General features: G+C 60.3%; 4 protein-coding genes, 2 tRNA genes, 3 rRNA genes and 1 pseudogene. 9 read left to right on the top strand and 1 reads right to left on the bottom strand.

Annotated features, from left to right (window positions below; all coding sequences use genetic code 11):
* Position 1 precedes the first annotated feature (1 nt).
* The 9 genes from E1742_RS14835 (at position 2) to rrf (ending at position 13322) form a co-directional block, all read left to right on the top strand.
* A complete protein-coding gene (locus E1742_RS14835) occupies positions 2 to 4516 on the top strand; it encodes an alpha-2-macroglobulin family protein (RefSeq protein WP_134385674.1) in 4515 nt (1504 codons plus the stop codon).
* On the top strand, positions 4516 to 6216 hold the full coding sequence (locus E1742_RS14830) for a DUF2300 domain-containing protein (protein WP_134385673.1): 1701 nt from the start codon (positions 4516 to 4518) through the stop codon (positions 6214 to 6216). Before E1742_RS14835 ends, E1742_RS14830 begins: the two co-directional genes overlap by 1 nt.
* A complete protein-coding gene (locus tag E1742_RS14825) occupies positions 6213 to 7007 on the top strand; it encodes a YfaP family protein (RefSeq protein ID WP_134385672.1) in 795 nt (264 codons plus the stop codon). The genes E1742_RS14830 and E1742_RS14825 overlap by 4 nt, the downstream gene beginning before the upstream one ends.
* Positions 7008 to 7015: 8 nt before the next feature.
* Positions 7016 to 7783, top strand: coding sequence for a YfaP family protein (locus E1742_RS14820; protein WP_134385671.1), 768 nt, complete (start codon positions 7016 to 7018; stop codon positions 7781 to 7783).
* Positions 7784 to 8189: 406 nt separating this feature from the next.
* Positions 8190 to 9719 (top strand): 16S ribosomal RNA (locus tag E1742_RS14815).
* Positions 9720 to 9825: 106 nt separating this feature from the next.
* Positions 9826 to 9902 (top strand) — tRNA-Ile (locus tag E1742_RS14810).
* 22 nt (positions 9903 to 9924) lie between these two features.
* Positions 9925 to 10000 (top strand) — tRNA-Ala (locus tag E1742_RS14805).
* Positions 10001 to 10193: 193 nt separating this feature from the next.
* A 23S ribosomal RNA gene (locus E1742_RS14800) occupies positions 10194 to 13083 on the top strand.
* Positions 13084 to 13209: 126 nt separating this feature from the next.
* A 5S ribosomal RNA gene (gene rrf / locus E1742_RS14795) occupies positions 13210 to 13322 on the top strand.
* The 16S, 23S and 5S rRNA genes sit together here with 2 tRNA genes alongside, the layout of an rRNA operon.
* Before the next feature lie 435 nt (positions 13323 to 13757).
* Here the strand turns inward: rrf and E1742_RS14790 are convergent.
* Positions 13758 to 14955, bottom strand: a pseudogene (locus tag E1742_RS14790) (ISL3 family transposase).
* Positions 14956 to 15002 lie beyond the last annotated feature (47 nt).

Below are 15002 nucleotides of genomic sequence, written 5' to 3'. Positions count from 1 at the left end.
GATGGCGGGGCTGGCGACGGTGCTGGCGCTGTCGGGGACCGCGCGGGCGCAGGAAGCAAGCAACTACAGTCAATTCAAGGGCGAGCCTTTCTTCCTGCTGGCCGATACGGGCTTCGGCAGCACTGACGAAGCGCGGGTGCGGCTGGAAGTGCCGGGCCGCGATTGGGGCAGGTCGAACCTGGAAGCGTACGGCGGTGTGGACGTCGTGGTCTACCGCGTGCCCGAGCCGCTTGAATTCCTGAAGACGCAGCGCAATCTGCACCGCGTGCAGGTGGCCGGCAACTACCAGGGTGAAGGGCTGGCGAACACGCTGCGCTACCTGTGGGACAGCTGGTGGAAGCAGTCGCGCCTGGCCTGGCGCAAGCTGTTCTCGCCTGAAGCGCGCCGCGCGGTGACGGGCGAGCAGCCTGGCCTCGCCACCAGCCCGGCGATCCGCCGCCCGACGGTGTTCGCGAACCACCCGCAATACAAGCCCCTGAAGGGCTTCGACATGGTGGACAGCTTCCGCTACCCGATCTGGAAGGCCAGGCCGGTCACGCCGCCGAAAGGCGTGCAGCTGGACGGATCGAGCAGCGAATTCATCACCACCAGCGCCGGTAACGTGATGATCCCGATCGGCAAACGCAAGCCGGGCCTGTACCTGGTCGAAGCGATCATCGGCGAGCACCGCGCCACCACGCTGGTCTTCGTCTCCGACACGATCGCCGTCACCAAGGTCTCGTCCGCGCAGATGCTGGTTTGGACGGCTCGCCGCGACAGCGGCGCCGCCGTGGCAGGCACGAACGTCGTCTGGACCGACGGCACCGGCGTGCTGCAGTCGGGTGCCACGGGCGCCGACGGCGTCGCCACGCTGGAGCGCGGCAGCCCGGAACACACGTACGTGCTGGCGGAAGACCGCAGCGGCGGCGTCTCCGTATCCGAGAATTTTTATTACGACAGCGAGATCTATAACACCAAGATCTACGCCGTCACCGACCGGCCGCTGTACCGTCCGGGCGACGAAGTCAACGTGAAATTCCTGGCGCGCGACTTCAAGTCCGCGCGGGTATCGCAGGCGGCCGCCCAGGCGCCCGTCGGCGTGACCGTGTTCGACCCGAACGGCACGCCGTTGATGACGCAGACATTGCAGCTGTCGCCGGAGAACGGCACCGAGACGCGCTTCCGCCTGCCCGAGGGGGCCAGTGCCGGCGGCTACGAGCTGCGCTTCAGCTACCAGGGCGATATGTATGGCGCCGCGTTCCGCGTGGCCGAATACATCAAACCGCACTTCGAGATCACCGTGCAGCCGGCGCAGCCCGAGTTCAAGACGGGCGAAAACGTCAAGGGCACGATCGCGCTGCGCTATGCGGACGGCAAGCCGGTCAAGGATGCCTCCCTGACGTTGTCGCTGCGCAGCCAGCAGAACACGATGGTCGAAGGTGAGCTGCGTTACGGCGGCCTGTTCCCCGTCGACCTGAAGACCGTGGAATTGACAACGGACAGCAAGGGCAATGCCGACTTCACGCTGCCGCCGGCGGCCGAGCCGTCGCGCTATATTCTGGCCGTACTGGCGACCGACGGCGCCGCGTACCGCGTCAAGACCACGCGTGAGTTGCTGATCGCCCGTTCGGCCAGCAGCTACCAGCTGAAGGCGCCGCGCCCATTCTCCGACCCGGGCCAGCCGGTGCACTTCAACCTTGTCGCCGACGGCAAGGGCGCCGCCCGCCCCGTGCGCTGGGAAATGGTGCAGCTTGAACAGCAGACCAAAACATCGGGCGCATTCAATCCTTCGGCAAACGGCTGGGACGTCACGTTCCCCACGTCCGGCTCCTATCAACTCAGCCTGCGCGACGAACGCGGCAACCTGGTCGCCGCGGCCAGTCACTGGGTCACGGGCGCGGGCGTCAAGACGACGCCGGGCAGCATCGAGATCGTGCTGGACAAGCCGCGCTACCGCGCCGGCGAGACGGCAGAAGCGCTGATCACGTTCTCGCAGCCGGCCGACGAGGCGCTGATCACGCTGGAGCGGGACAAGGTGGAGCAGTATGGCCTGCTGAAGGGTGGCGCATCCTGGTTCAAGGCCACTCGCGTGGCGCCGAACCAGTGGCGCATGCGCATTCCGGTGCGGGAAGAGCACGGCCCGAACATCACGTTCTCCGTCGCCTACACCCGCAACGGCGAATTCGTGTTTGAAAACGCCGGCCTGCAGATTGTCGAGCCGCGCATCGCACTGCAGTTCAAGGCCGACAAGGATGTCTACCAGCCGGGCGAAAAAGTCACGCTGGATGTTGTCGCCACGCTGGAAGGCAAGCCGGTATCCACGCTGGTGGCGTTGGGCGTCGTCGACGAGATGATCTATGTGCTGCAGCCGGAGATCGCGCCGGATATCGGCGACTTCTTCTATCACCCGCGCCGCAACAACGTGCGCACGACAGCCAGCCTGTCGTTCATCAGCTATGACATGGCGCAGGGCCGCACCAGCGGCGTGCCGGCGCGTCACAACTACAACGAGCGCGGCGTCAAGGTGCTGGAACGGCCGCGCCGCGACAACGTCGACACCGCGTTCTGGGCGCCGTCGCTGAAGACCGATGCCAGCGGGCGTGCCCGCGTCACGTTCACGATGCCCGATGCGCTGACGCGCTGGCGCATCACGGGCCGGGCGATGGATGCGCAGGGCCGCGTCGGCCAGCGCACCGGGTATCTGCGTTCCGACAAGGCGTTTTATGCCAAATGGACGGCGCCGAACTGGATGCGCGCGGGCGACGCGCCGCGCACGTCGGTGGCCGTGTTCAACCAGGGCGGCACGAAGCAGGCGCTGGAAGTCACGCTGACGGTGCCGGGCGGTGTGACGAAAACGGAAAAGATCGATGCCAACCCCGGTGTCAACTATGTCTCGTTCCCGTTGACGGTCGCCGCAGGCGCGCTGCGCCTGGAAGTCAAACAGAACGGCCGCCTGGTCGATGTCGTCGACACGTCGCTGCAGGTGATGCCGGCCGCGTGGAGCAGCCCGCGTTCGCAAACGCTGGCGTTGGCCGGCGCCGAGACGGCGCTGCAACTGCCGGCGGACGCGCGCAATATCCGTGTGTCGTTCGTGCAGGGAGCCGCAAGCCAGTTCTCGCGCATCGCGGACGACCTGATCGATTACCCGTACGGTGGCGTCGAACAGACGGCCAGCCGTCTGATTCCGCTGACGCTGGCCACGCAGAGCCTCGGCCCGGATGCGGCCGGACTGCGCGAGCGCCTGATGGCGCGCTTGCAGTCGAGCCGTCTGCGCCTGGTCTCGATGGCCGGTCCGAAGGCGACCTTCGGCTGGTGGGGCAACGCGACGAAGGGCGATGCCCTGATGACGGCGTACGCCTACTATGCCGACTGGCATGCGGCGCGCGCACTGCAGATCGATCTGCCGCCGGAACACTGGGATAACCTGCTGGCGGTGTACGCCGAGACGGGCCTGAAAGATACCCTGTCGCGCCGCGCACTGACACTGTGGATGGCGCAGCAGATGGGACTCTCCACCAAAACCCTGGTCGAGGGTCTGGTGCAGGAAAGCGCTGCCGCGGCGCTGGCGGGCAAGCCCCGTCAGCCGGTGGCGACGGCCAGCCTGCTGCTGGGAACCTCGGAAGATCCGGCCGCCCAGGCGATGGGTCTGGGCCTGCTGGCGGTCGTCGCGGCGCAGAACGGCGTGGCGTTGCCCCCGGCGTTGCAGGAGCAGGTCGCGGCGGCATGGAACACGCTGCGCGCCAACCCGGCTCCCGTCGCGCAGGCGCTGCTGATGCTGGCCGGCGAAGTGCCGCCGGCGCAGGCGGAAGCGGTGCTGGCATCCGTCAAGGCCGAGGTGCCCACGTTCGACCGGGCGCTGACGCTGTTGTGGGTACAGAAAAAGCTGGGCGGCGCGGCATTCGGCAAGGCGCCGGCCGTGGCGCTGGATGGCCCATGGCACAAGACGGAAAGCGGCAGCGGCCAGGCCGTGTGGCGCTGGACGGACGCGAAAGCGCTGCCAGCCGCGTTGAAAATGGCGGCCGCCGCGCCGGCCGGTACGACGGCGATCGTGCAGTATGAAAGCCGTGCCGCGGAAAACACCACGCTGCCGGTGACGGTGGAACGCCGCATCCTGCGCATGGTCGCGGGCAGCAAGGGCTATACGACGGAACTCGTCAAATCGGGCGAGGCGTTGCGCAGCGACGAGCTGTATCTGGACGAGATCCGCCTGAAGCCGGCCGCCGGCGCGCAGCTTCGTTACGGCATCGTCGAAGTGGCCCTGCCGCCCGGCGCCAACGTGGAGCCGACGACGTGGGGCATGTCGATGGCCGGCGAGACCGCATCGCCGCTGGAGCGCGCCCGCCATGTCGAACGTCGCGACGGCTATGCCGTCCCGGTCGATGCGGTCGATGGCGAAGTGGTGGTACGCCACCTGCTGCGCTTTGCGCAGAAGGGCAGCTTCGTGCTGCCACCGACGCGCTTCTACCGCATGTATCAGCCGGACCAGAAGGCCGTCGAAGGCGGCGGCAAGTCGCTGCGCACGGTGAAGGTGGAGTGATGACACGCCGCGGCATCGCACCAGCCGTGCTGGCGCTGCCCCTGCTGGCGGCGGCCGTTCCCGCGCCGGCCGCGTCGCTCGATGTGGCCTGGCGCAAGGACGGCGTCACGACCGTCACGCAATTGCACCAGGGCGGCGCAGCACCGCGGCCGTTCGATGCCAGTCGCCCGGTGCCGCTGGGCAGCCTGTGGAAGTTGTTCGTTTATATCTACGCGGTCGATACTCGTACGCCGATGCCGGACTACCGCTGCGGCGGGCGCGATCCGGAAGAGGTGTACTGCTGCGAACCCGGTCAGACAATCGCGCGCGACGCCGCGCTGGCGCAGTCGTGCGGGCCGTTCTTCGAGCCGCGACGGCTGAAGATCCCGGCGGCTACGTGGCGCAATTACTGGACGGACCGCCTGGCACAGGCACCGGCCGGGGAATTCGCCTGGCTGGCGGATCCGTCGCGGATGCAGCCGGGGCGCCTCGTCCGCCTCGATAACCTGCTGCAGGCGCTGGGCAGCGTGCCGGCGACCAGCCGCGCCGAAGCGGAAAGCGCGCTGTTGCGCGTGGTGCTCGACGGTCGCGGTGCGGATACCGTACGCTGGTTCGGCAGCCAGCTGCGGGTAAAAACATTTTCGTGGCACGAGGCGCCGCAGCGCGCGCCGGTTGCCCGGCGGCTGGGCGGCGCGGCCGGCTGGCTGGCCGATGGTACGCCGGTCTGGTTCGCGGGGCAGGGCGCCAGCAGCGGCATCCTGCGCCAGTGGGCGCCGCAGCTGGCAGCGGCGCTGCCGCCCGCACAGCCCGAGGACAGCGGCTGCGTGATGGTCGATTTCTTCGCCCGCTATCCCGTGCGCAGCGTGCGCGATGCGAACGGCGTCAGCGCAACAGGCGCGTTGAACGGACGTTTTGTTGTCCGCTTCGACAATGACAACACGCTCGCGCTGCGCAGCGCGGGCGAACTGACGGTGGAGCGAGGCAGCGATGGCCGCCCGCAAGTGCGCGGCCGCTTCGGCGTCAACGAATACGTGGCGCGCGTGGTCGACCGCGAAGGCAGTGCGCGCGACGCCGAGGCGGCCAAGGCGCTGGCTGTCGCGGCACGCAGCTATCTGCAGCAGAACGCGCGGCTCGTGGCCGGCTGCCAGCAGATCGCCGACAGCAGTGCGGCGCAGCGCGTCAGTCCGAACCCCGCATCGGCCGAGGCGCTGGCGATCGCGCGCTGGACCGATCAGCTGATCGTCGATGGCGTCACTGTGCGTTATCACAGCACGAAGTCGTCGCCGGGTACGCTGGCATGGGCGCAGGCTGTTACGCTGGCGCGTCAGGGCAAGCGGTTCGACGAACTGCTGGCCCTGGCCTACCCGGGCGGCGCGGTGGCCGTGGCGGGCAACAGCGGCGCGCGTTGCGAACGGCTTGCCGCCAATGAAGCCTGGCTGGCGCGCGCATTGCCGCGCTGGCGGCGGCTGCTGATCACGCAGGGTGGTTATGAGGCACCGGCGATGATGCCCGTGATCTGCGCGCTGTCGACCGGCATGCCGTACTCGGAACAGTCGCGCAACAGGATTTATATGCGGCCGCTGTCCACCCGCGAAGACCGGATCACGCTGGCGCATGAGTACCTGCACATCGGCTTGCGCCAGCACCCGCGTGGCCAGGATGAAGAGTACGTGGAGCAGTTGGCCCGCCGACTCGTCGACATGAACCTGGAGACCCTATGACACGTCGCCACTTTCCCTGCGCGGCCCTGCTGGCGCTGGCCGCCTTGCCCGCGTATGCGCAGGATGCCAGCGTCGCCACCCCGCAGGGCGGATGGAACCGCGCCGCGCTGACCGACCGTTCGGACGAGCTGGCGGTCAATTATCCCTACGCGCTGATCGATCGCGGCACGCAAAAGAGTCGGCGCATGATCCAGGGACACCTGCGCCAGATGGCGAAGAAACGGCCGTTCCACCAGCTGGTCGTCAACGGCAATCCGACACCGCTGTACACGGACGACAGTGGCCGTTATGCGCGCGCGTACTCTTTCGGTGCCGGATCCAACAGCGTGGAGGTGCGCGCGCCGGACGGCAAGTCCATCAAGCGCGTGCAGTTCTATGAGGTCAACACGGGCCGGCCGCAGGCCGTCATTCGCGTGATCGGCGCGTGGGACGACAACCAGGCGGAAGTGGACCTGCACGTCGTCACGCCGGATGGCCAGCATGCGTTTTTCGGCCATCCTGTGCTGACCAACGGTGGCGGGCTCGATGTCGATACGGTCGATGGACCTGGCCCGGAGAATTTCGTCATGACGGCGCCGATGCGTGGCCTGTACCAGGTCTGGATCAACTACTGGGGCAATTTCGGCAGCGATGGCTATCATTTCGACGAAAGCACGCGCCAGCGTCCCATCATCACGACCCGCATTACGCTCGTCTTCAACGAGAACACGGCAAAGGAGCGGCGCGAGGAGTTCGTCGTGCCCCTGCGCAGTATCGGCGAGCTGACGCTCGTGAAAACGTTTAAATTCTGAAGAGTCCCATGAAGCTTACTCCTCTCGGCCTGCTGCTGGCCTTCACCTTCACCTTCACGCTGACGGCGCAGGCCCAGGTGACGATCGAATCGCCCCGGGGCGGTTGGCGTAATTCCGCCGGCGCCCAGGAGCAGTACTCGCAAGAGGTCAATTACCCTGCGAGTTCCGTCAATATGCAGGAAGGTCAGAGCGAAACGGCGCAGATTCGCGGCCGCATCGCCAACGCCCCGAAGGGCAAGCCTGCGAAGCTCGTGGTCAACGGTGTCGCCATGCCGCTGGAAGTGGACGAGAACGGACGTTATGCCCGCCCGTATGGTTTCGGCAGCGGCGCCAATAGCGTCGAAGTGCGCTCGCCGGATGGCCGGGCCCGTGCGCGCACCCAGTTCGTCGATACTTATGAAGGCAAGACACAGTCGCGGTTGCGGGTCGTGCTGTCCTGGGACAGCCCGGGTACCGACATCGATCTGCACGTGATATCGCCGGACGGCGGCCATGCCTGGTATGGCAACCGCGTGATGAAAAACGGCGGCGCTCTCGATGTGGACGTGACCACCGGCTATGGCCCGGAAATCTTTTCCAGCGCGAACCCGCCCAAGGGCAACTACCACGTCTATGTGAATTACTTCGGCAGTGGTGAAAATCAGTCCATATTGACGGTCGCGCAAGTGGCGATCATCACCAACGAGAATACGCCACGGGAAAAGCAGCAGATCTTCCGCGTACCGATGCGGGCGGCCGGCGAGCTGACCTTGGTAAAATCGTTTGTTTTCCCGTGAGGGGCTTGCAGGCTGACAGGGTCTTTGCTATAGTTCTGTCCCTGCCGCAGCGTAGTAGTGAAAACGAAACGAAGCGACAGTGATGAAAGTGCCTCTGGCGCTGACATTGAAGGGGTTGACGAGCTGCATGAAACATCGCATAATCTCATCTCTCTGCTGCTGACAAACACAACGATTTGTCGCCGGGTCTACCGATCCGCAGCGCCGCTGAAAAGCGAAGAATTCTTTAACAATCAACAGTCGATAAGTGTGGGCGTTTGATGTGACGTGCCCAGGACTTCGGTCCTGATGCTCAAAATATAGCAACAAACGTCTGCACAAGAAATAAACGTGACCTTCGAAAGAAGGAATCGTCAGTATTCTTGAGTAGATGACCTCCGATAGCAGTATCGGAACAACAGAGATTAAACTGAAGAGTTTGATCCTGGCTCAGATTGAACGCTGGCGGCATGCTTTACACATGCAAGTCGAACGGTAACAGGGAGCTTGCTCCGCTGACGAGTGGCGAACGGGTGAGTAATATATCGGAACGTACCCAAGAGTGGGGGATAACGTAGCGAAAGTTACGCTAATACCGCATACGATCCAAGGATGAAAGCAGGGGACCGCAAGGCCTTGTGCTCCTGGAGCGGCCGATATCTGATTAGCTAGTTGGTAGGGTAAAGGCCTACCAAGGCATCGATCAGTAGCTGGTCTGAGAGGACGACCAGCCACACTGGAACTGAGACACGGTCCAGACTCCTACGGGAGGCAGCAGTGGGGAATTTTGGACAATGGGCGCAAGCCTGATCCAGCAATGCCGCGTGAGTGAAGAAGGCCTTCGGGTTGTAAAGCTCTTTTGTCAGGGAAGAAACGGGTGCGGCTAATATCTGCATCTAATGACGGTACCTGAAGAATAAGCACCGGCTAACTACGTGCCAGCAGCCGCGGTAATACGTAGGGTGCAAGCGTTAATCGGAATTACTGGGCGTAAAGCGTGCGCAGGCGGTTTTGTAAGTCTGTTGTGAAATCCCCGGGCTTAACCTGGGAATGGCAATGGAGACTGCAAGGCTAGAGTTTGGCAGAGGGGGTAGAATTCCACGTGTAGCAGTGAAATGCGTAGAGATGTGGAGGAACACCGATGGCGAAGGCAGCCCCCTGGGTCAAGACTGACGCTCATGCACGAAAGCGTGGGGAGCAAACAGGATTAGATACCCTGGTAGTCCACGCCCTAAACGATGTCTACTAGTTGTCGGGTCTTAATTGACTTGGTAACGCAGCTAACGCGTGAAGTAGACCGCCTGGGGAGTACGGTCGCAAGATTAAAACTCAAAGGAATTGACGGGGACCCGCACAAGCGGTGGATGATGTGGATTAATTCGATGCAACGCGAAAAACCTTACCTACCCTTGACATGTACGGAAGCCACGAGAGATCGAGGTGTGCTCGAAAGAGAACCGTAACACAGGTGCTGCATGGCTGTCGTCAGCTCGTGTCGTGAGATGTTGGGTTAAGTCCCGCAACGAGCGCAACCCTTGTCATTAGTTGCTACGAAAGAGCACTCTAATGAGACTGCCGGTGACAAACCGGAGGAAGGTGGGGATGACGTCAAGTCCTCATGGCCCTTATGGGTAGGGCTTCACACGTCATACAATGGTACATACAGAGGGCCGCCAACCCGCGAGGGGGAGCTAATCCCAGAAAGTGTATCGTAGTCCGGATTGTAGTCTGCAACTCGACTGCATGAAGTTGGAATCGCTAGTAATCGCGGATCAGCATGTCGCGGTGAATACGTTCCCGGGTCTTGTACACACCGCCCGTCACACCATGGGAGCGGGTTTTACCAGAAGTAGGTAGCTTAACCGTAAGGAGGGCGCTTACCACGGTAGGATTCGTGACTGGGGTGAAGTCGTAACAAGGTAGCCGTATCGGAAGGTGCGGCTGGATCACCTCCTTTCTAGAGTCGGCACGGATCGCAAGATCGTGCATCAAACGCTCACACTTATCGACTGTTGGATGAAGAAGAAACAGTAGCACCGCAAGATACAAGGCATCAACACTGCGGGTCTGTAGCTCAGCTGGTTAGAGCACCGTGTTGATAACGCGGGGGTCGTTGGTTCGAGCCCAACCAGACCCACCACGTATCGCGCAAGAAAATCCCTGGGGGATTAGCTCAGCTGGGAGAGCACCTGCTTTGCAAGCAGGGGGTCGTCGGTTCGATCCCGTCATCCTCCACCAAAAGCTTAAACGTAAGCGTGACTTGTTCGCTTTTACGTTTAGTCTTTAAGAGACTACTGCTGTTTCGTTCTTTAACAATCTGGAAGAAGTAAAGTTTTATTGAATGCATGAGACATCATGCGTTCAGGGTAGTAATAAAGCTCATCAAAAACACAGTAGTAAATGCTTGAACCGATAGCCGTCAAGGTTATAGGGACAAGTGAATAAGTGCACATGGTGGATGCCTTGGCGATTACAGGCGATGAAGGACGTAGTAGTCTGCGATAAGCTACGGGGAGCTGACAAACGAGCTTTGATCCGTAGATTTCCGAATGGGGAAACCCACCCTTTTAGGGTATCACTCACTGAATACATAGGTGTGTGAGGCGAACGCGGCGAACTGAAACATCTAAGTAGCTGCAGGAAAATAAATCAACCGAGATTCCCAAAGTAGTGGCGAGCGAAATGGGATGAGCCTGCATATGATAGTCGGACTGATAGTGGAAGCCTCTGGAAATAGGCGCCATAGTGGGTGATAGCCCCGTACGCGAAATCAGACCGGTGGTACTAAGTATGCGACAAGTAGGGCGGGACACGAGAAATCCTGTCTGAAGATGGGGGGACCATCCTCCAAGGCTAAATACTCGTAATCGACCGATAGTGAACCAGTACCGTGAGGGAAAGGCGAAAAGAACCCCGGGAGGGGAGTGAAATAGATCCTGAAACCGTGTGCATACAAACAGTCGGAGCGGACTTGTTCCGTGACGGCGTACCTTTTGTATAATGGGTCAGCGACTTACATTCAGTAGCGAGGTTAACCGAATAGGGGAGCCGCAGAGAAATCGAGTCCGAACAGGGCGCTAGTTGCTGGGTGTAGACCCGAAACCAAGTGATCTACCCATGGCCAGGTTGAAGGTGCGGTAACACGCACTGGAGGACCGAACCCACTAATGTTGAAAAATTAGGGGATGAGCTGTGGGTAGGGGTGAAAGGCTAAACAAACTTGGAAATAGCTGGTTCTCTCCGAAAACTATTTAGGTAGTGCCTCAAGTATCACCATCGGGGTAGAGCACTGTTATGGCTAGGGGGTCATCGCGACTTACCAAACCATTGCAAACTCCGAATACCGATGAGTGCGAGCTTGGGAGACAGACATCGGGTGCTAACGTCCGGTGTCAAGAGGGAAACAACCCAGACCGCCAGCTAAGGTCCCAAAGATTGGCTAAGTGGAAAACGAAGTGGGAAGGCTAAAACAGTCAGGATGTTGGCTTAGAAGCAGCCATCATTTAAAGAAAGCGTAATAGCTCACTGATCGAGTCGTCCTGCGCGGAAGATGTAACGGGGCTAAGCCAGTCACCGAAGCTGCGGATATTTTTCCTGTGATTTATCACGGGATCGATATGGTAGGAGAGCGTTCTGTAAGCCTGCGAAGGTGTCTTGTAAAGGATGCTGGAGGTATCAGAAGTGCGAATGCTGACATGAGTAGCGATAATGCGGGTGAAAAGCCCGCACGCCGTAAGCCCAAGGTTTCCTGTTCAACGTTCATCGGAGCAGGGTGAGTCGGCCCCTAAGGCGAGGCAGAGATGCGTAGCTGATGGGAAGCAGGTTAATATTCCTGCACCGTCGTATGATGCGATGGGGGGACGGATCGCGGAAGGTTGTCTGACTGTTGGAATAGTCAGTTTCTGGTTCATAGAAGGTACTTAGGCAAATCCGGGTACATAATTCAAGGGACTGGGACGAGGAACTTAGGTTCTGAAGCAATCGGAAGTGGTTCCAAGAAAAGCCTCTAAGCTTCAGTCATACGAGACCGTACCGCAAACCGACACAGGTGGGCGAGATGAGTATTCTAAGGCGCTTGAGAGAACTCGGGAGAAGGAACTCGGCAAATTGGTACCGTAACTTCGGGAAAAGGTACGCCCCGGTAGCTTGGTCACTTTACTGTGATAGGGCGAAAGGGTTGCAATAAACTGGTGGCTGCGACTGTTTAATAAAAACACAGCACTCTGCAAACACGAAAGTGGACGTATAGGGTGTGACGCCTGCCCGGTGCTGGAAGATTAAATGATGGGGTGCAAGCTCTTGATTGAAGTCCCAGTAAACGGCGGCCGTAACTATAACGGTCCTAAGGTAGCGAAATTCCTTGTCGGGTAAGTTCCGACCTGCACGAATGGCGTAACGATGGCCACACTGTCTCCTCCCGAGACTCAGCGAAGTTGAAGTGTTTGTGATGATGCAATCTACCCGCGGCTAGACGGAAAGACCCCATGAACCTTTACTGTAGCTTTGCATTGGACTTTGAACCAATCTGTGTAGGATAGGTGGGAGGCTTTGAAGCGGGGACGCCAGTTCTCGTGGAGCCAACCTTGAAATACCACCCTGGTTTGTTTGAGGTTCTAACCTTGGTCCGTGATCCGGATCGGGGACAGTGCATGGTAGGCAGTTTGACTGGGGCGGTCTCCTCCTAAAGTGTAACGGAGGAGTTCGAAGGTACGCTAGGTACGGTCGGACATCGTGCTAATAGTGCAATGGCATAAGCGTGCTTAACTGCGAGACCGACAAGTCGAGCAGGTACGAAAGTAGGACATAGTGATCCGGTGGTTCTGTATGGAAGGGCCATCGCTCAACGGATAAAAGGTACTCTGGGGATAACAGGCTGATTCCTCCCAAGAGTTCATATCGACGGGGGAGTTTGGCACCTCGATGTCGGCTCATCACATCCTGGGGCTGTAGCCGGTCCCAAGGGTATGGCTGTTCGCCATTTAAAGTGGTACGTGAGCTGGGTTTAAAACGTCGTGAGACAGTTTGGTCCCTATCTGCCGTGGGCGTTGGAAATTTGAAGGGGGCTGCTCCTAGTACGAGAGGACCGGAGTGGACGAACCTCTGGTGTACCGGTTGTCACGCCAGTGGCATTGCCGGGTAGCTAAGTTCGGAAGAGATAACCGCTGAAAGCATCTAAGCGGGAAACTTGCCTTAAGATGAGATTTCCCAGAGCCTTGAGCTCTTTGAAGGGTCGTTCGAGACCAGGACGTTGATAGGTCAGGTGTGGAAGTGCAGTAATGCATTAAGCTAACTGATACTAATTGCCCGTACGGCTTGTCCCTATAACCTTGACGGTTGTGGCAAGCATTTACCCTGTGTGAGCTTTAACGAGTATTACCCCAACTTTACTTCTTCCAGATTAAGCGCCGCCGTTGCCCAACAGGGAACGACAGCGTGTACAAGTCATGCCTGATGACCATAGCAAGTCGGTCCCACCCCTTCCCATCCCGAACAGGACCGTGAAACGACTTTGCGCCGATGATAGTGCTGCAACCAGTGTGAAAGTAGGTTATCGTCAGGCTGTTATACCGGAAAAAGCCCACCAGTGATCTGGTGGGCTTTTTTCATTTCCGCTTCATATTCCCAGCACGCCGCCGACTTGGCGCACCGTCCCGAACCGCCGCTCCGCCGGGCACTGCCCGACGTCGCACTTTGCGCCGATTGCTCCGCCCGCCACTGGCGGACGTCGCTGCTGCAACCAGTGTGAAAGTAGGTTATCGTCCGGCTGTTATACCGAAAAAAGCCCACCAGTGGTCTGGTGGGCTTCTTTCATTTCCGCTTCATATTCCCAGCATGCCGCTGACTTGGCGCACCATCTTCGGTACGACCGCTCGGTGACGTTGTGCTGTTCCCGGGCCCCATCGCCTCGGCCACCACCCGTCGCGCTGGCGTGCAGCGCAGCCGACAGACCCTTTTCAGCGGCAGAACAGTGGAGTTGCGACACCAATAAAAAGGTTCATCGCACTTTACCGGGGAACGCGTCCTTGATTTTCAGGAAGAAGTACGCGGAGTCGCGGAACCCATAGGCCATACGCTTGATCACTTTGATGCGGTTGTTGACGCCTTCGAGGGTAGATGAACTCATCGGGTAGATGGCTGAAGCGAGGATGCCCCGTCGGTATTTAGCCAGGCGTTTGGCAAATTGGATCAAGGGGGCGATCTGGCTGTCCAGGGCAAGCCTCAGCCAGGATTTCCAGCGGCGGGCACCTTCCCTGACTGTTGGCGCGTACCAGATTTCCTTCAGCTCGGTCTTCAGCAGATAGACCGTTGACAATGGCTTATTGGCAGCAAGCAGTTCTTCGAGCTTGATCGCCTGTTCACTTTTGAGGTTGTCACGGTTACGCAGCAAAAGCCAGCGACTGCGTTTGATGACCTGTCGGGCCTTAGGCTCTGCCCGCAGCGTATTGGCCTGATCGACCCGGACTCGATCAACGACTTCCCGGCCAAAGCGTCACAACATGAAACAAGTCGTAGACCACCTCGGCATTCGGGCATTGCGCCCGCACCTCGAGATCCATAGCGCTATTCATATCCATCGCGACGGCTTCAATCCGCTGGCAGCCTTCGGGCCCTAGCTTCTCGAAGAACGGCCGTATTGCTTCCCGGCTGTTGCCTTCCCCGACCCATAGCACTTTCATGCGTTCGGCATCGAGTGCGACGGTGGCATAGCGATGGCCCTTGTGCAAGGCGAATTCGTCCATGACCAGGCGCCGAACATCGTTCGCCGAGAAGTCGCCATGCAAGCGCTGCAGCCGCTGATGATCAATGTCCTTGATGGTATGCCAGTGCAGTCCCGTCAGCCGAGCCACATGCGCTATGGGCAGTAGCTGCGCCAAGGCCTCAACCCACACGCGAACACGATGTGTGATGCGTGCGCGCCGGTCAAGCCACGAGATATGCTCAGTGACGCGGGCATTGCAGTGATGGCAGTCCAGCCGCCGGATCGGCAAATCAAGCCATACCCGTCTGTCCAGGCAGTCGCGGTCGCGCACCTTGCGTCTGCGCCGCTCATGGACCAGCGAGCAGGGCCGCCGACATGCCCCGCACTGGGGCTCGCTTGCAGGGCACGTATCGAGAATGATCAGCAGGGCCCCGTCCTCAAGGTCTTCGACGGAACGAACAATATGGCCTTCCCAAAACGGGAGAGACGACATAGCATTGAGCATGGCGGTGGTTTGAAAGATTGACTTGTTTGGCGACT

Source organism: Pseudoduganella plicata (assembly GCF_004421005.1).
Classification (GTDB): domain Bacteria; phylum Pseudomonadota; class Gammaproteobacteria; order Burkholderiales; family Burkholderiaceae_D; genus Rugamonas; species Rugamonas plicata.
Note: the sequence above shows the minus strand (reverse complement) of the source record. Positions and strands in the feature narration are given on the sequence as shown.